Here is an 18,453-nt window from a genome sequence, read left to right as displayed (position 1 = left end):
ATTATTTATTTTTAGTCACTGCTTGACTATGCGATAAGGTTACATTATTTTCTTTACTTGCTTGAGTTATCTCATTCATTCCGTCTATGGGTATGCCTGCCATCCATATAGTCTCTGGGGTTATATGAATATCTAGTTTTTTCTCTATGGGTTGTTCTAAGTACGTAGTAAATTCACTTTTTCCTAACGCTGTTAAAAAATTCACTTTTTGATTGTCACTACCAAGAAGCCTTTTGGTCTGATTTTCTTTGTGGTCATAAGGCTCAGAAATTAGAACATCTATCAATCCATTTTGCACCAGAACTTTATCCTTTAACACATCAAATGGATAGCCGCTATACACTAATATATTCTTGTTGAAAGAATTTAAGAATACAAGTAGTTCTTTTAGTGCATTTTCTTGGTCAAAAGGTTCACCACCAGTGATGGTAATTCCGTCACACTGTGGTAACCAAGCTTTTAAAACTTGCTTTAAATCATTAATAGCTACTTTGTTGATGTTAAATTGCCAAGTATCCATAGAAATACAACCTTCGCAATGAATTGAACAGCCTTGCAGCCAAATACCTATCCGTTTTCCAGGTCCTAGTGTTGTAACGGGATAGTGCACTCTAGATATATGAATATCCATAAAGGTTATTGTTTTTGCAGGGTGATAGTTGTGCCAGTATTATCCACGGTAATAGCAGTAGCTTTCAAAACATCATTTGGCAACGGGTCAAGACTAAAAAGAGAGCGGGAAATAGGGGTGATGAAGTGATATTCTATTTTATTTCGAATACCTCTACCACCATTACTTAAGTCTTTTAAGGCTAATTCTTTGAGACTCTTTTTTACAGATTCGTCTAGATTCAGGGTGATATTTAGTTGCTTTTGAATGGCCTTTAAATGATTATCAAGCATCATATCAAAAATCATCTCGCCAACATTTGGTCTTATGTAGTCAAAAACGATAATATTATCACCAATACGATTTAGAAGTTCAGGTCTGTTCAGTTCAAACTTGAAATAGTTCTCTATTTCATATTTAATTTTTTCTTGAATGGTTTCAAAGGGATCTTCATAAGAAGTATGCGCTATACGACCACCAGTAGCTGTTTTCTTGTAAATACCAAGGTTAGAAGTAAAAATGATAAGTGTTTCTGAAAAATATACTTTATCACCACGACCACTGGTTAGAACACCATCGTCAAGAATCTGTAGAAACTTATCTAATATACGTGGATGCGCTTTTTCAATTTCATCAAATAGAAGTACGCTAAAGGGTTTTTCGCGTACTGCATTGGTTAATTCACCGCCAACATCATAACCCACATACCCGGGAGGTGCGCCTAAAAGTCGTTGATCAGAATGCTCTGCGCTAAACTCAGACATATCAAAGCGTATGTACGCATTCTCATCTCCAAAAAGTAAACTGGTCAATGTTTTTGCCAATTCCGTTTTACCAACACCCGTTGGTCCTGCTAAAAATACTACACCTCTAGGTCGACTATTTCGTTTAGAAGAACCCACACCGGTAATAGCCCTTTTTACAATATCCATAATATGTTGCACGGAATGATCTTGCCCTTTTACACGGGTTTTAATAAAGGTTTCTCCCTGTACAATTTTCTCTCTGTCAATATTTATCCAAGGATCTTCTGTTACACCAACTTTGTATCTACGCACGGCATCGGCAATATGGGTAATAGGTATAGCCTCTGCCCTTGTAAGCTCAATTATCGCTACAAGGTCTAAAAGTAATAGACCTTCAGTTTCATTTACAAAATCGGTCACTATTTTATCTAGATCTTCATCCTGTTTTCCAAAACCCTGTATCAATGTATCTACAAGTCTTCTACGTACAATGTGGTCTGGTTTTTCAATGGGAATGTGACGTATTTTAGGATTGTTTACCACCATCCAATCAGGTAGATCACCTTCTTTATCTACGATCCAAATTACCGAATTGTAAAATGGACAGGGAGGAGTACCGTGGGGTCTTGTATTTGTGGTTTGTGAAAGTACGTTTGCAAGACTAAAAGTATCGTGCTCCGCTTTTACCAAACTTTCAGGATTCATAAGCAGTTGCGATGCAAAATCTACAATCAATGCAATAGGACTTTCTTTAAAGTTGACTATAGATTGAAGTACTTTATTAAAAGTATCTAGATTATTAAAACTAGCGGGACTGCTTAGCGGTATGTTCAGCTTGTTGAACAGGGCTTTTTTCTCATTGGCATTCCCGGTAAAAAAAGGAATATCAAATCCGTCTAACGGATTGTAGTATAATACTTGGGCGTAACCTAAACTTTTAAGTTCAATATCTATTGCATTTTCTAGCCGATGCCAGTTGAAACCGCCAAAACCATTGTCAATAAGTTGTAAGTCTTTGGTGTTTCCAGAAAGTATAAATTGGCTCTTAAGTGTAACAAATCTTCTAAGGTCTTGTAGCCATCTTACTTTGGTATCTTTCATATATGTTTGACTTGAAATTTATGAAGCTGTATAAAAGCTTTTTAATTGAACGATATCAGTTGTTTAATATTTCAAATAAAAGACAATTACAACTACGCCGAGTGTACTCAAATATAATTGATTCTATTTGAAAATAGTTTGTGTAACGTAGTATTTAGGTTACGTTTTTGCGAAAGTGAAAAACAGTACAGCAATAACCAGTAAGAAGTAATCTACCTAATCAGGTACTGAAGATGGCTTAATAAAGTATAAATAGCGGTGAAGGAAAATACTCTTTACTACGTGGTATGATTTTGGAGTCTCACTAAATTTAGATAAGCGTTAAATACAAAAAGGGAGATTGCAAATTAAGTTACTTAGTTACTTGTTATTAAGGTAATTAAGTTGAATTTTTTTGAGGATGATAAGTGATGTGAAAATCAGTAACGATATATAACACATAGGTATTCCTGAATCAGTTTTAGGGCATTCTGCATTACCTATAAACTGCATTACCGATGCCACTAAAGCAATTAGTGCTGCAATACCGGTAAATAAGAAATAAATGAGATTCCATTTTTTAAGCAAATGCGAAATAAAGGGAAGTATAAAACATATTAAGATGATTAAACAAGCAGGCACAGCCCCAAATTTGGGGCAGCCATCACCTGTTGTAAATTCTGTAATAACTAGACTACCCGCACCAAAAAGACCGATGAGGAATAGCATATTTATAACCCAGAATAAAGTAGTACTAGCTTTCATTTTTAGGGGTTATATGACAAGTGGGGCACTCTAGACCGCTAACCTTACTTTTTAGCTGTATACCTGTTAAATGGGTAACCACAAAATTTTGAATAAAGGCATGTTTACTACTGTGATTATTAACTTCAATCTGTAGATCCTTATATTTTTCACGAACTACGTTTCCATATTCTTGGTCACCCCAGCAATTAGGACAAACACCTTCCGGAACTTTATCGAATTCGTCTGGTCTTTTATTGAACATTCTTTTTAGAGATTCTATCATTTTTTTGTTTTCAAGGTTGTTACTACAGTATCATTTGCCATTTGTAGATTACGTTCTTTGATAACATCTACAACCGAATTAATTTTAGGCGAAATAATCTCATCTTTATTACCATTTGAATAGGCTACCGTTATTTTATCGATATGCTGAGTTTTGCCTAATCCAAAGTGCAGTAATGCAGTTTGATCACTCGCTAATCCTTCACCGGTTACCAGCCAATCTGTATAAGTTTCATCTGGTGTAACAACGGTAACTTTAGCTCCCATAGCTTCTGCAGCATCTGCTAAAGTTACTTGTACAAAATTGTTAGCATTTCCTTTATTGATAAAAGCATTTGAAGGACCATCGATATTTGTCCAAATAAGGTCTAAATGTCCATCAGCATTAAAATCACTTACAAGTGCGGTTATACCATACAAAAGATTTTCAACACCACTTTCTGTTTCTGTTGGTACAAAAGTGTGGTCTTCTTTTTGAATCAATAATCGCCCAGGTAGTTTAAATATTTTACTGAAAGGAAAATCGACATAATTTTCTGCAACTATCAAATCTTGTAGTCCGTCATTATTCATGTCGGCAAAAGTGCATCCCCATGAAAACTCATAATCAGCAATTTTAGCCTCTTCTGCGGCATCGGTAAATTCAAAATTGCCCTCATTTTTAAACAGAATCCATTTATCATTAAAAAGGGATTTATCCTTAATGTCACCGCTTGCCATAAAATTTGGGGCGGTAGTACCAACATTAGAGAACATAAAATCTACCAAGCCGTCATTATTATAATCACCAACTGCAAGCCCCATAGGGTAAGCGAACTTACCAGTTAACGGATTCGATTGCATAGTAAAAGTCAAATCACCGTTATTTTTATATGTTCTAGCTTCGCCGGTATCATGAACTACAACAAGATCTAACCAAGAGTCATTGTCAATATCTACTAAAACCCCTTGAAAAGTATTATGTATGTAGTCTAAGCCAGCAGCTTTCGTAATACTCTTAAAAGTATTATCACCGTTGTTTAATAATAACTCACTTGTAGAGCCATAATCATAGCGTTCAAAAATGTTTTGCCCCTCCATCAGTTCTTTGTGCAGGTAGGTAGCTAAGAAAATATCTAAATCTCCGTCCTTATCAATATCACCAAGGGTAATTCCTGCAGGAGATGATTTTTTATTTACAGGTGTATTAACGATTGTTTCTGTAAACGTTTTACCATCATTATAGTAAATACGAAGACCATCTTCGCGAGCAATAATAAGGTCAGTAAAGCCATTATTGTCCATATCTCCAGAAACAACTCCTAATGAAGTTGTGGTGTTGCCTTTTTTTGGTAAACCAACTTCTTCTGAAACTAGTACGAATTCATTATTTCGATATGCATAAATGGCATCTTCTTGGCTCATTCCTCCACCAAAAAATACTTCATCGATGTTGTCATTATCAATATCAATAAGTGCTGACGGAGCTAATGGAAGTGATTTTTCACCAGTGTATTTATGAACAAAGTCTAGGGGTACATTTGAAAATTCAGGTATTTTCTCCGATTCAATACTAACATCGTATTTATCAGAAACAGAATCTCTCCAGAATCTGAAAAAGACTAAGATTATCATCATCAATAGGAGTGTACCTATTATTTTAAGTAGCTTTTTAATCATTATGTAAAGGTTTTATAAGAATATGTAGTTGGTATAGCGATAAGCTGAAAAGTATAAAATGAGTAATGTTCATAAGAATTGGTAAGGTATGCTGACCAATAGACGGGATTGCTAAACCAACAAGTGCCACAGCAATTAAGATAACAATTGGACTGAAAAATGCCATCCATTTTTTATAGTACGTACCGCCTTTAAGTATGGCAACAATGAAAACAACAGATAGCAGTGCAACTATAACCCTTAGTGCTTGCACTAATACTTCCATATGATTTGTATAATGCGCTAGTAGATCTTTATAAACTTCTGGGTTCATGGAATCTTTAAGATGAACAATGTTACCTATAGAAGAGCGAGACCCAATCCATATGCCTCCAACGGCAAAGGCAATAAGGCCAATGGCGAGTACCAATCTAGCTAATGTTTCATTACCTGATCTTAACATTAGATATATATGAATGTACCCAGCAAAATAAAAAGGTAGACCAATGACCGCTAAAAAGTGCCCTAAAGTCATATGCTCTAGGTCTACAAAGGCAAAGAATTCATAATTCTCTGAATGACCTAAAATATTAGTAGAGTAGTGGAGTAAATATTCTCCCATACCTACTAGAATTGATCCGATTAATCCTAGATACCCTAGAAACTGAATAGTTTTGTTTGTACTCATTTGGTTGATTTATAATCTTTGACGAAAAATTTTAACATTTCTTTCAATAAAAAGTAAAAAAATATTGAAGCGGGTAAAATAGTTAAGCCCCAACCTACAAAACCACAGAGTAATTCATATGAAAGTGAACTTAGCGTATTCCAAAAACTAAGGTCATAACTTGCTTTTATAGCCTCAAAAGTTAATAGGGTATGTGCCGTTCCAAAAAGTGTTTCGCCGATATTGATAAAAGGAATAAAAAGAAGTGCCTTAATAGGCTCCACAACATAGCTCAATGCAATCATTATGGGTAGATTTAATTTGTACCTGACAGCAAGTGCAGTAAGAACTATTGTTGAAATACCAAAAATAGGAAACAGAGAAACAACTATTGCGACAGTAATACTTAATGACAATTGCTTAGGAGTAAGCCCTTGTTTAAAAAGTTCTTTGAACTTATTCCAAGTTTTTTTAATAAAATTCATTTCATAATTATATTCAGATGAGCTTTAAGTCGTAAAACGAACTAAAAACTTTTGATACAATTTTGAAAGTAGTATTATTTATATAGGAATCTCACTAAAGTTTTTTGAGAAGTTACTACAGGCGACATTTGCAAATTATATAGTTTAATTCTGAAATTTAGAAGCATAATTTCATTTGGCAATCACAGCATATAAAAAACCAACTACAATAATACCTGCAAAAGTATAGCCCACTAATTTACCAGTTACTTTTGAACCTTTAAATAGGGCAATTCCTAATTTAACAAGCATATTACTCATTACGGCTGTAACTAAGAACTTTATGCATACTATCATGATGGTCATAATCATGTGTGTACGTTTACTTACAGGTGAGGTCATGGGGTTTCGTCTAAAATTCGATATAGCCCTGGGTAATTATGTTGAAAAATTAAGACCAAAGTCATCTTCGTGTAAAGTAAATTGATTTAATAGACTTGTAGGATTTTAGTTTAATTTGAAGAAATCAGTTAGATAAAGTTTTGCTTCAATGTAAATTTAATGTTAATTTTGTGTAAATAAAATAATATAACAGTGATAAGGTTATAGCGATTAAAAATATAAGATGAGTACCACAACTTAATTTTAGAGAAGAGGATACTTTGAAGACTATAACTTTCTAAAGAAGTTTTTTAAATTAAACACTATATAAATTAACTAAAGGAATGAAAGCAGAGATTAAACAAGTTACCAAATCAGCTAAAAAAGTAGAAAGTCTTAAAAGCGAATTGAAAAAAGCAAAAAAGAAAAATGCTAAGAAAAGTGAAATCAAAAAAGTAAAAAACAAGTTGAGCACTTCGGTCAAAAGACTTGAAAACAAAAAAGCAAAACTTAGAAAGGCTTTAAAATAGTTTAGAAAAGACCGAGATGAAAATCTCGGTTTTTTTATGCTTTAATTTAAGACTTGGAACAATGTTTATTCTAGTTTATTCTCTTCAAATTCATATGAAAAACTTAGAATATTATTTATGAACAAATGCTATTTTTAAATGGCTAATATTTATCATGTTTTTTTCAGAAATTGATAGCTACATTGCCGTTTAACGAGATTTGAAGTAATTGTAAACTTCTTAAAAATACAAGCACCTCATGTGGACTTCAATTTTTATTGGTATTTATATTGTAGTAGCATTGTCTATTGTATTTTCGATATTGTTGTATGGTGCAAAGCCTACAAAAAGTCTAGCTTGGCTTTTAACCATTTTTGCACTACCTGTGGGTGGTATTTTCCTTTATTTATTATTGGGTAGAAATCGAAGAAGGTATAAGCTTATTCAGAATAAAAAAGACTTGTTCAAAAGATTACCTAAGCCAAATCCGGAACAGAAAAATGTATTTGAGGGTAAGTATGGTAAATTGATGACACTTAGTTATAAGAATTCTCATTTTCCGCCAACTTCAGATAATGATTTAAAAATATTGAAAGACGGCAGAACAACTTTTGAAACAATATTTGATGCATTAGAAGGAGCAAAAGTCAGAATACATATTCAATATTACATTTATGAAGACGGAGATCTAGCTAATAGACTTTTGACATTATTTGAAGAAAAGATAGCTCAAGGTGTATCGGTAAGAATGATTTATGATGGCATTGGCAGTTTCTCTTTAAGTAAAAAATACCTTAAGAAACTTATAGAAATTGGTGTAGAAGTATATTCTTTTTTACCGTTTAAATTTGGCAGGTACTTTTATTCATTGAATTTTAGAAACCATCGAAAAATAATCGTTGTAGATGGTGAAATTGCATTTACCGGTGGTATTAATGTTTCCGATAAATATTTAAAAGGTCAGGTTGGTCTTGGTAAATGGCATGATATGCATTTAAGACTTATAGGACTTGCAGCCATGCAATTAGATCAAGTATTTATGACAGACTGGTATTTGGTAAGTACAAAATTATTAGAACCTATAAATCTACCTCTGCCTGATGAACCAGATGCTAATTCTAATGAATTGGTACAAATTGTTGCCGGTGGTCCAGATGATGATTTTCCTGTGTTAGAGCAGACTTATTTTTCTATGATAAATATGGTCAAGAACTATATTTATATTACCAACCCATATATTATACCAGGGCAGGCATTGGTCAGGGCATTGCAAACTGCGGCATTAAGTGGGGTAGATGTTAGGCTGCTAGTTTCTGAAAAGGCAGATAACCAGGTGGTAAGTTGGTCTGTACATTCTTATTTTGAGTTGTTTTTAAAAGCAGGTATTAAGATATATCTTTTCCCCGACGGCTTTCTACATAGTAAAATAATGGTGAGTGACGATGCCATATCTTCTATAGGTACGGCAAATTTAGATGACCGAAGCTTTGAGCAAAATTATGAGGTAAATGCAATTATGTATCACAAACAAATTGCCAAACAATTGAAAGAAGATTTTCTAAAGGATTGTCTTATCAGTAATGAATTAATCTATGATGAATTTATCAAAAGACCTTGGAGCAAAAAGCTCAAAGAAGGTGTAGGTAAAGTACTGAGTCCGTTGTTCTAGGTTTACTAATTAACTTGAGAAGTAAATACCAAATCTTGATCTTCCATCGCAACAATAATCATTTTAACGTAATCTTTAATTGCCTTATCAATATTGTTAGGCTCAGTGATTTCGATGATTCCCCTCCATATCATAGCTCTTTCTTTACCTTCACAAATGCAATATAATGTAGTCTCTGCATGGTAAATAGTATATTGGTCGTAGTAGTTGTCATCGTAATAAATACCTTGGTGTTCTAAATAATCATCGTTGAATCTAGACTGGTGGTCATCCCATCTAGAAATAGATTTTATAAAATTTTCGCGACTCTCAGACCCTATGATTTTTGTAAGTAAAATGGCATCAAAATCTTTATCTAAAAGACTTTGTTCCACATCGTCTAGTTCTTTTTCGGTTTTACGGGAATCAGTCAGGGACAGGTCGAAAATATCTAAACTGCGCCATGCTTCTATATTTCTACTGGTAAACTCTTTTCGTAGTTTAGTCTCAAAGTTTTCTCGTGTATTATCATTTTGTGTCATGCCGACGATAAGAACTTTATTCGCATTGAATAAAACGATATCTGGGTTTTTCCAATTTTCAACTAAATTAATAGAAGAGCAACTTGTTAGCATTAGAGAAATAATTACGATTATTTTTTTCATTATTTTGAATTCAAATATGTACTAAAAATAGGGTTCCAGTTTTTAATTCAATATGATAAATATCAGTCTTGTACCGGTAGAATTAGAAACGGAATAGTGGCATAGATACTTAAATCCATAATTACGGGCTCATGTAAAAAACGTTCAAAGAATTTTCTTCTATGATACGCCATTGCCAACATATTTATCTCTCTTTCAGCTATGAAATCTTGAATAACATTTGCCTTATCGGCATAGTTCCAAATCTCATCATAGCTGTGCGGTGTTTTTAATAAGCAGGTATCTAATAGTTTTTGATTGGATACCTGTTTAGAAGTCATTACTTCCTCTTCATTAATATGCAGAACCACAACTGAAGCATCTGAAATTGACGAGATATCTAACAGCATAGAAATAGAAATTTTAGTACATCCTTTTTTATAATCGGTAACAAAAGCGATTTCTTCAATAGGTTTAAATGCAATTTCTCTAGGTATGGCGAGAATGGGACATGTAGTAATAGTATTGGCAATTTGAATGGTATTGCTGCCCATAAATAATTCTTTGGCGCCCGTTTTACCTTTGTTACCCATAACTACCAAATCAATATCATGAGTATCTATCGTTTTGGATATTACACTGGCAAGACTACCATTACTAGAAATAGTGTTGAATTTGTGTATTTCATTACCGGTGTCAAGTACAATTTTATGTACTGTTTTCGTCAAGTTTTCTTGAGATTGGTTTTGTAAATGCTCCATCTCTTTTTTACCTGTAAATAGTGCATTTTTTGCACTCAAAACAATATCATCATAGGCATGAACTATATGAAATGTGCATGCTGTCGACGCAAAAATTTGGGTAGCATAAAAAAGCGCGTTATAGGCTTCATTAGAAAAATCTGTTGCTACAAGAATGTTTTTGGTTTTCATAGTTATTATTGTGGAATTACTAAAAATGGCACTGTTACATGAAAGCCTATTTTCTTGATTACAGGCTCAATAAACAAACGTTCTAAAAAGGTATGCTTGTTTTGTACCATGACTAATAAGTTTATTTTTTGCTTTATCTGAAATTCATTTATAGCCGCAATAATCTCATTACATTTAACTTCATGAAAAAATCCGCTTTCAGATAATACTTTACTCAATTGTTTTTTATTATTTTCCTGAGTAGGAGTAAGAACATCCCCAGTATCAACATGCATTACATTTACCTGCGATACGTGATAATTGGTGATCTTTAATAATTGTGCCAAACTTTTTTTATCTAATGACACTTCAAAATCATTTGGGAAAAGTATTTGCGTAGGTGCTTCGTATTCATATTTTGATGGAATGACCAAAACTGGACATTTAGAATTTTTGATAACGTGCACCGTATTGGTACCTAACAAAATTTCTTTGGCACCTGTAGCGCCCTGAGTTCCCATTACAACAATATCTATACCCTCAGCTTCCACCGTTCTGGTAACTTCACTAGAAAGCACGTTTAGCGCAGAATGAGTAATGAAAGTATGTAAAGGATTTTTAAACTCTTTTTGTAATTTTTCTTTAAGGTTCTCAAGATTATCCTGCGAGTTTTGTTGTACGATATCTCCAAGACCTATTTGCGCTGGGCTACCCATTAAATATTCGGTATGGTATACTGGAGGCATGTAACTATTTAAAAGATAAAAAGTACAATTTATGTCTTTATATAATTTAAGGGCATAACGTATAGCCGTTAAAGAATTTTTAGAGAAATCTGTAGGAATTAGGATTTTAATCATGGACGAAGAATTTTAATTAACGAGGTAGATTTTGCATTACCATAAACGGAGTAGTAGAGGAAAGACCAATTTCATCAATTGTGGATTGGTAGAGTAAATCTTCTAAAAAAGAATGTCTTGAGTTTACCATTACCAGTAAATCTATATCATGCTCTTTTATATATTCGGTAATCGCATTTGCCCTGTTCTTGACACCCGTTCTTGTAAATGATAATCTAGCATGGGGTAAAGATTCTTCTAAGAATTTTTTGTTATCTAGTTGTCTAAGACTTAAATCTTCAAAGTCAGAGATGTATAAACTAATAACTTCTGCTTTGAATTCTCCTGCCATAATATCCAACAGTTTTAATTCTCGACGTTTATAAGGAAGCATATAGTTACTTGGAAACAGTATTTTCTTAGGTTGGTTGTAACTATATTGATCAGGTACAGCCAAAACCGGACATTTCACATACTTAAATACTTGCACGGTATTACTGCCAAAGGAGATTTTAGAGTTGGCAGTTTTACCCTTGGTTCCCATAATTACCAAGTCTATGTTCTTTTTATCGGTGAAGTTGTTTACAGCATCCACCAAAGATTCAAAAGAAGAAATTGCCTCATATTTATGCAATGGGTTATGTGTTTTTGTTTGCGTATCCGCAACAAGCTTTTGTAATTTATTCTCAGATTCCTCGGCAATACTATTTTTTTGTTTGACGAATGTATCCTTGTCTACATTATGATAAGGTCCATATACTTCATCTGCATAAGCATGAATGAAGTAAAAATGGGTACGTTCACATTTGAATATATTTAAGGCATACGAAATGGCATGATCGGCATTTTCAGAAAAATCGGTAGGTAATAATATTTGTTTCATGAGTTTTCATTTGTTGACCACCTAAAAGTAAAAGAGGACACAAAAAAATCCTATGATAAATATCATGATCAAATTTTGTCAAATCTGTGTTCAACAATGTGTATTTTTATGTGCTTTAATTAAAGATTAAGTTTCAAAACATAACTTTAGAATAAATATCTGCATTCATGACCATTCATAATTTAGGAGACCAAAATTCAGTTCTTAATCAGTTTATTTCAGAAATACGCGATATACAGGTTCAAAAAGACCCTATGAGATTTCGTAGAAATATAGAAAGAATAGGAGAGGTGCTAGGTTATGAGTTTAGTAAAGAACTATCTTATAATCCTAAAAATATAGAAACTCCATTAGGTAGTAAATCTATGTATTTAAGTAAAGATCAAGTAGTTATATGCTCTATCTTAAGAGCGGGTTTGCCATTGCATCAAGGGCTTTTAAATTATTTTGATGCGGCTGAAAATGCATTTATATCTGCCTATCGTAAACATGAAAACAACGAAGATGATTTTGAAGTCGTGGTAGATTATTTTGCTGCACCTTCTTTAGAAGGTAAGGTTCTTGTACTTACAGATCCTATGTTAGCAACAGGCAGAACCCTAGAAAATGTATTAAAGGGTTTAAAAGATCATGGAACACCAAAACAAATTCATATTGTATCGGTAATTGGGTCTAAGGCAGGTATAGATTATATAAAAAACATTTTCCCGGAAAGTACACATTTATGGATTGCTGCTGTAGATCCAGAATTGAATGCACGTGGCTACATTATACCGGGCATAGGAGATGCCGGTGATTTGGCATATGGATCTAAAATGTAAATATGAAATCAATTTTTGTTTCTTAGTTTTCCGATTAACTGGTTGATGTTGATTCTAAAAATTATAGGAGCAACTTCAGTGTCTATTTTTGCAGAAAACTCACTTATATATTTAGGGTTTTTACCGTAATTCTCTGATATTACTTCTTTAACGCCTTCAGAGAATTCATGTAGCATATGCTTAGCATCAATACGCGAAAGTTCTTCAAAAGTGCCTTGAACCAACACAGATTTCCAATTAGAAATAGAAGTAATGTTATCTATAGATAAACACACAGATGGGTTTTTTCTCATTTCTTGAATCTTATGACCTTCAGAAGAATAGCTTGTTAAGGTATTGGTATCTGAATCGTAGAAATAGGTGATAGGTACAATATGTGGGCATCCACCAGAAATATAGGCCAGTCTACCAATGTAGTTTTGTTTTAGTAATGCTGCACATTCCTTTTCATCTAAATTCCTTCTCATGACCTATTGTTGTTTGTTGATGCGATAAAAGTATAAATCATTGAATTAGTGGTACATGATATTCGTCAGTAGTTGAAAAGCTATAGTGAACTACGAATTCTAGTTCATACCCAACGAATACTAAAAGGCACCCATTTTACGAGTAGTTCGCAGTTAGATTTGACTTCAAATAATAATAATCTAAAACTACGATCATGAAACTACTTTACACCTTTTTACTGTGTTGCACCATCTTCACAGGCTTTTCTCAAGATAATGACAGTCCGTATTTATTGGTATCTACAGAAGATGCGGTTATTCCTTTAAAATCTTCAAAAACAGAAGTTGAAATATCTGGTACTATTGCTCATGTTCGGGTAACACAGATATATCAAAATAAGGGAGCAGGGGCAGTAGAAGCAAAATATATATTTCCGCTTTCTACACAGGCAGCGGTTCATAAAATGCAGATGACTATTGGCAATAGAATTGTCAATGCCAAAATATTTGAAAAGCAAGAAGCCCAAAAAGTATATGAAACTGCTTTAAGCGAAGGCAAGCGAGCAGCGAAACTAGATCAAGACAGACCCAACGTGTTTAAAATGAATGTGGGTAATATTATGCCTGGCGATGAAATTGCCATGGATATCTATTACACAGAAATATTGGTGCCTGTAAATGGGGAATATCAATTTGTAGCACCAGGTGTTGTGGGTCCAAGGTTTACTGGTGAGAGCACTGAAAATGAAGAGAGCTATAATATGCCATACACGACAAAGGGTATTGCAGATAGTTTTGATTTTGATATGACGGTAACCTTAAATGCGGGTATGATCATTCAGAATATAAACAGTACAAGTCATAAAGTAACTGTAAGGCATCCTGATGCAAAAACAGCTGAAGTCTTTTTATCCGAAGGGAATAAGAATCCGTCGAACAGAGATTTTATCTTGAATTATAACCTAAGAGGTAACCAGATACAAACGGGATTGTTGATGTATGAGGGGGAAGATGAGAACTTTTTTACCTATCAAATGGAGCCAAGTAAAAATGTGGAGTTAGAAGATATTCCGTCACGTGAGTACTTATTTATTGTAGACGTATCAGGTTCTATGAACGGATACCCTTTAGAAGTATCAAGACAATTAATGCGAAACCTACTTTGCAATTTACGAATGAGCGATACCTTCAATGTTCAGTTATTCGCATCTAGTTCAACTGTTTTTAGCCCCACACCGGTAGAATCGACCGAGCAGAATATTGAAGCAGCCATTCGTTTTTTATCCGATGGTCAAGGCGGTGGAGGCACCCAATTATTAAGTGCACTACACGAGGCATATAAACTACCAAGAAAAGATATGGGTAGTGCCCGTTCTATGGTCATTATTACAGACGGCTACGTAAGTGTAGAAAAAGAAGCTTTTGAGCTGATCAGCTCAAATCTAGATAAAGCCAATGTATTTACATTCGGTATCGGTTCTAGCGTCAATAGGTATTTAATAGAAGGTATGGCAAAGGTTTCTAATAGTGAATCCTTTATTGCAACGACATCTGAAGAAGCGGCAGAAGTAGCCAAAGACTTTGCGAAATATATTGCTACACCATTATTGACGAGAGTAAAAGTAGAGGCAAAAGGCTTTGAAATGTATGACCTAGCCCAAAAGAGTATACCAGATGTTTTTGCGGCAAGACCAGTTGTTATCCATGGAAAATATAGGGGCAAGGCAGAAGGGAAAATTATAGTTACCGGTTACCAAGGCAAGAAGCGATTTAGAGAAGTATATAATGTATCTGACGGACAATTAAGTAAGCAGAACAAAGCATTACGTTACTTATGGGCAAGAAAGAAAATAGGGGAGTTAGATGATTACAGCAACTTATTTAATGAAGACGTAAAAGCAGAAGTAATTGAATTGGGATTAAAATACAATTTGCTAACCAACTACACATCTTTTGTAGCGGTAGATGAAGCCATTGTAAATGAAGACGGCACATTGACCAAAGTGAAGCAACCGTTGCCAATGCCTAATAATGTAAATAATTCAGCCGTTGGTGCAGAAGCAGAGGTAAAAGAGAGTAGCAAATTCAAACGTACCTTTACCATAGATTTTGAAAACGAAATAGAGAAGAATGTAAAAAGACAATTGACGATGGAGTTCAAAGTGATGTATACCAAACTAATAACTGAGTACTTAAAAAAGTATGAAAGTTTACGCATAAAATTCAATGCACAAGGCAAGGTTATACGTGTGGAGAAATTAGAAAATGGTAGCTGGACGATAGATAAAACCATACAATTAGAATTGGAGAAAATCAGTTTACAATCCGTTAAAAAAGAAATGACCGTAACTCTGAAAAAATAGGTAGTTAGTTTTTGTTAGTTGGTTCTCCTTATGGAGAAGAAGACCTGTAAGATGTGTAACATTTTGCAGGTTTTTCTTTTGTAATAAACTCAATAAAGAACAGGTACAGAATAAATAATTACAGCATATTCAACGAATACTAGATGAGGTGCTACGAATACTAGAAGACCCCCTTAAAAGCCCTGTCTCTACTGTAATTTAGTAGTGTAGAAAGAAAACAACTAAAAATAACAGTATGAAAAATTTAATCTTATTCGCCTTTTTATTCAGCATTTGTATTACCAATGCACAGGAATTTAAATTAACAGATACGTATGATATCACGAACCAAAGAAGTAGTGGTCAAGAAGACGAAGACACCTGGTTGGTAGACGTAATCGAATCAAACAATCCAGAAAGTCATGTTGCGACATTGTCAATTGCCGATTTAGGTTTATTAGATGAAATACGCATCTCGGTTTTAAGCAATCCGGATTTAGAAGATATCAATGAAATCTTAAAAGTAACACTAGAATATAACGCTTGTTGTTCAAGTACAGAAGAGTTCTATTATTTGGTAAGTAATGACAATGATTTTATCGCGTTGCCAAGTATAAAAAATGAGTATGCCTACGAACCTATTTTGGACATACACTACATTTTTCCTAACCAATTATTCGGTAAAGAAGGAACCATACTAAGAGCAGCATTAGAATACACAGAAACAGCTACTATTAAAGACATTAAAGTACTTAGAAGCATCGCCTGGAACGACGATGATTTTGATACTGAAGACGCTATTACAGCAATTAATTATTAATAACCCTTAAAATTTAGAATTATGAAAAACTTAAAGAAAAGTGCCTTATTCCTATGCTTATTTGCATTTGTAAACATGTTCGCCCAAAGTATAGAACAAGTAGAATTTGAAGTGATGGATAAAGATATTCCTGCAGAAGAATTAACATATGAGTATTTATTGGCTCACAAAGTATTTCTTCGTGAAAAGCCATCTGTTAGAAGTAAAAAAGTAACACTTCTAGATATTGGAACTAAAATGGTACTGTGGGAAAAAAGCATGTACTCTAAAGAAATAGATGGCATCAATAGCCACTGGTACCGAGTAACCACAGGCAATGAAACCGGATGGGTTTGGGGAGGTATGATCGCTCAAAAATCCTTTGGGAGTATTGCAGACAACCAAGTGAAGTTTGTGTATGGTTATGAAAGTAGTGCCAAAAACGAATCAGGTATTACAGAAGTAAAATACCAGTTACGTGCCTTTAAAAACGGACAACAATTAGACAAAATGGTGTTAGATAGTTTGGCTGCGATTCCGGTTCATATTGAAAACCACGGTAGTTTAGGTTTGTTCAATGTTGAAGATGTAATCACAGTAGATTTAGCTGATAAAGACACAGGTTACCAAGTAGGTAAAAGTTACCTGTTTTGGAATAATGGTAGATTCAAGAAAGTGGCGGATTTAATAGATTATGCAGACACCAATTACTTAAAGACCGAGTCTTTTGTTTTTCCGTCGGATATGCAAGGTGTAAAGAGTACTATTTTGTTGAAAACGACCATTACAAAAAACATCAAAACACTTGATGATGCATTAGCTCAAAACAACGTAGAATTCATTACAACTTCGTTTGTGTGGAACGGCTCTAAGTTGACAGAAAAAGAACAAGTTCGTGAGGTTAAGGATGATGCTGTAGTTAGTATAGACTTTTAAAAAATAATTATGAATAAGTGTTTAATTATAGTATTGGTTTATGTATTAATGCTAGGTAGTAAGAAGCCGTTTTCGCAACAGTCGGGAGCGGCACTTGCTTCACCTACCAAAAAAGAAATGGTACAAGAAGCTATTGTTTTTATTGCTGGTTTTGATGAAGGTGATAACACCTATTATAGCAATGCCAAGCAGTATTTTGAAAAGCAAGGAATGCCAATTGTAGATAGTTTGTATGCTATTGATGAGATTTTAAGTTATCTAAATAGTGCAGGAGAAAATCAAGTGCGTTTTAAAGAAATACACATTGTAAGCCATAGCAATGCCTGGTTGGGCATGTCTTTAAAGACTACAAAAACAGGAGAGCGAATTACTGTTTCCACTTTACAAAATGCAATACAAGATTATAGTATAGAAACGATTTGTGAGAACATTGCTAGTAGTTCTAAAATCATATTTCATTCGTGCGGATTAGGAGAAAATCAACCCTTACTTCAAGAATTGAAAAATACGTTTAAAGCAGAGCAAGTAGTGGCGTCCTCATATTTTAATGTATTCGGTGGTAAATATGCAAATCACTATTTGGCAAAGCCCTACTACGGCTATTACCCAACAGCAGAATCTAAAGGACCTGCGCATCTTGCAAAGGAGTTTAAACAAGCATATCCTGATGTAGCTATCGATTGGTTTACTGCGTTAAAGACAAGGCAAGAGTCTTCATTTGGTAAAGCCTATAGTTTCAAGTTTAATATTCCGATAGATTGGGAGTTTACTTTTGATACTGTTACCGATATTCCTACTTTAGAAGACAAAGAAGCAATTATGGATTGGATTTCAGAATCTCCAGAAATGGCTGAGGTACTTTTTAAATTGAACATTCCGATAGAAAAATTCCGTTGGAGAAGTACTGTACAAGGAAATAAATTAATAATAAAAGGAAAAACAACCGTACTCTGCGTATTGGCACCTATTTTGCAGGCTAATGATACCCGTGAGTACCAAAACACAAACATACAAGACCCTATATTATATCAAATATTATAGGATTAAATAAAGTTTAAAA

At 33.9% G+C, this 18,453-nt stretch carries 20 protein-coding genes; 7 read left to right on the top strand and 13 right to left on the bottom strand.

The annotated features are described in order from the left end of the window. Position 1 precedes the first annotated feature (1 nt). The 8 genes from P177_RS13245 to P177_RS13210 all read right to left on the bottom strand — a co-directional run bounded on the left by P177_RS13245 (position 2) and on the right by P177_RS13210 (position 6,636). Positions 2–631 carry a 4Fe-4S single cluster domain-containing protein gene (locus P177_RS13245; RefSeq protein WP_036155496.1) on the bottom strand — a complete coding sequence of 210 codons (630 nt, stop codon included), beginning with the start codon at positions 629–631 and terminating at the stop codon, positions 2–4. A 5-nt stretch (positions 632–636) separates the two neighbouring features. Then, a complete protein-coding gene (locus P177_RS13240; protein WP_036155494.1) occupies positions 637–2,457 on the bottom strand; it encodes an AAA family ATPase in 1,821 nt (606 codons plus the stop codon). A gap of 360 nt (positions 2,458–2,817) precedes the next feature. Next, positions 2,818–3,201, bottom strand: coding sequence for a hypothetical protein (locus tag P177_RS13235; RefSeq protein WP_036155493.1), 384 nt, complete (start codon positions 3,199–3,201; stop codon positions 2,818–2,820). Further along, positions 3,191–3,466 carry a hypothetical protein gene (locus tag P177_RS13230; protein ID WP_036155491.1) on the bottom strand — a complete coding sequence of 92 codons (276 nt, stop codon included), beginning with the start codon at positions 3,464–3,466 and terminating at the stop codon, positions 3,191–3,193. Before P177_RS13230 ends, P177_RS13235 begins: the two co-directional genes overlap by 11 nt. After that, entirely contained in the window at positions 3,463–5,124 is a 1,662-nt protein-coding gene (locus P177_RS13225; RefSeq protein WP_051941835.1) for a CRTAC1 family protein, read from the bottom strand. The genes P177_RS13230 and P177_RS13225 overlap by 4 nt, the downstream gene beginning before the upstream one ends. After that, positions 5,117–5,791, bottom strand: coding sequence for a DUF6796 family protein (locus P177_RS13220; RefSeq protein ID WP_036155489.1), 675 nt, complete (start codon positions 5,789–5,791; stop codon positions 5,117–5,119). The genes P177_RS13225 and P177_RS13220 overlap by 8 nt, the downstream gene beginning before the upstream one ends. Next, positions 5,788–6,255 carry a DUF2062 domain-containing protein gene (locus P177_RS13215; RefSeq protein WP_036155487.1) on the bottom strand — a complete coding sequence of 156 codons (468 nt, stop codon included), beginning with the start codon at positions 6,253–6,255 and terminating at the stop codon, positions 5,788–5,790. The genes P177_RS13220 and P177_RS13215 overlap by 4 nt, the downstream gene beginning before the upstream one ends. Before the next feature lie 171 nt (positions 6,256–6,426). Further along, a complete protein-coding gene (locus P177_RS13210; RefSeq protein ID WP_036155485.1) occupies positions 6,427–6,636 on the bottom strand; it encodes a hypothetical protein in 210 nt (69 codons plus the stop codon). 323 nt (positions 6,637–6,959) lie between these two features. On the opposite strand from P177_RS13210, the gene P177_RS13205 reads away from it, so the two are divergent. Next, positions 6,960–7,145, top strand: a complete 186-nt coding sequence (locus P177_RS13205; RefSeq protein WP_036155483.1) for a hypothetical protein — start codon at positions 6,960–6,962, stop codon at positions 7,143–7,145. Positions 7,146–7,383: 238 nt separating this feature from the next. After that, positions 7,384–8,793, top strand: coding sequence for a cardiolipin synthase (gene cls / locus P177_RS13200; protein WP_036155472.1), 1,410 nt, complete (start codon positions 7,384–7,386; stop codon positions 8,791–8,793). A 5-nt stretch (positions 8,794–8,798) separates the two neighbouring features. Here the strand turns inward: cls and P177_RS13195 are convergent, their stop codons facing one another. The 4 genes from P177_RS13195 to P177_RS13180 all read right to left on the bottom strand — a co-directional run bounded on the left by P177_RS13195 (position 8,799) and on the right by P177_RS13180 (position 12,049). Further along, the gene (locus tag P177_RS13195) at positions 8,799–9,437 is read right to left on the bottom strand and encodes a hypothetical protein (protein WP_036155469.1); all 639 of its coding nucleotides are present in this window, start codon (positions 9,435–9,437) and stop codon (positions 8,799–8,801) included. 62 nt (positions 9,438–9,499) lie between these two features. After that, a complete protein-coding gene (locus tag P177_RS13190; RefSeq protein WP_036155468.1) occupies positions 9,500–10,348 on the bottom strand; it encodes a universal stress protein in 849 nt (282 codons plus the stop codon). 5 nt (positions 10,349–10,353) lie between these two features. Next, positions 10,354–11,187: a universal stress protein gene (locus P177_RS13185; RefSeq protein WP_036155466.1), complete on the bottom strand. Its 834-nt coding sequence runs from the start codon at positions 11,185–11,187 to the stop codon at positions 10,354–10,356. A gap of 16 nt (positions 11,188–11,203) precedes the next feature. Continuing rightward, a complete protein-coding gene (locus P177_RS13180) occupies positions 11,204–12,049 on the bottom strand; it encodes a universal stress protein (protein WP_036155464.1) in 846 nt (281 codons plus the stop codon). 167 nt (positions 12,050–12,216) lie between these two features. On the opposite strand from P177_RS13180, the gene upp reads away from it, so the two are divergent. After that, on the top strand, positions 12,217–12,870 hold the full coding sequence (upp, locus tag P177_RS13175) for a uracil phosphoribosyltransferase (RefSeq protein ID WP_036155462.1): 654 nt from the start codon (positions 12,217–12,219) through the stop codon (positions 12,868–12,870). A gap of 8 nt (positions 12,871–12,878) precedes the next feature. On the opposite strand, the gene P177_RS13170 is transcribed toward upp, so the two are convergent. Further along, entirely contained in the window at positions 12,879–13,337 is a 459-nt protein-coding gene (locus P177_RS13170) for a pyridoxamine 5'-phosphate oxidase family protein (RefSeq protein WP_036155460.1), read from the bottom strand. A gap of 194 nt (positions 13,338–13,531) precedes the next feature. On the opposite strand from P177_RS13170, the gene P177_RS13165 reads away from it, so the two are divergent. The 4 genes from P177_RS13165 (at position 13,532) to P177_RS13150 (ending at position 18,434) form a co-directional block, all read left to right on the top strand. After that, the gene (locus tag P177_RS13165; RefSeq protein WP_051941834.1) at positions 13,532–15,679 is read left to right on the top strand and encodes a VIT and vWA domain-containing protein; all 2,148 of its coding nucleotides are present in this window, start codon (positions 13,532–13,534) and stop codon (positions 15,677–15,679) included. A 235-nt stretch (positions 15,680–15,914) separates the two neighbouring features. Next, positions 15,915–16,478: a hypothetical protein gene (locus P177_RS13160; protein ID WP_036155458.1), complete on the top strand. Its 564-nt coding sequence runs from the start codon at positions 15,915–15,917 to the stop codon at positions 16,476–16,478. 21 nt (positions 16,479–16,499) lie between these two features. Beyond that, positions 16,500–17,393 (top strand): SH3 domain-containing protein, encoded by an 894-nt coding sequence (locus P177_RS13155; RefSeq protein WP_157486561.1) that lies wholly within the window; start codon positions 16,500–16,502, stop codon positions 17,391–17,393. A gap of 9 nt (positions 17,394–17,402) precedes the next feature. Further along, positions 17,403–18,434: a hypothetical protein gene (locus P177_RS13150; protein ID WP_051941833.1), complete on the top strand. Its 1,032-nt coding sequence runs from the start codon at positions 17,403–17,405 to the stop codon at positions 18,432–18,434. Positions 18,435–18,453: the final 19 nt, after the last annotated feature.

Origin of the sequence: Maribacter forsetii DSM 18668, from assembly GCF_000744105.1 — a bacterium.
GTDB classification, from domain to species: Bacteria; Bacteroidota; Bacteroidia; order Flavobacteriales; family Flavobacteriaceae; genus Maribacter; species Maribacter forsetii.
The sequence above is the reverse complement of the archived record's forward strand: the minus strand, read 5'-3'. Positions and strand labels throughout refer to the sequence as shown.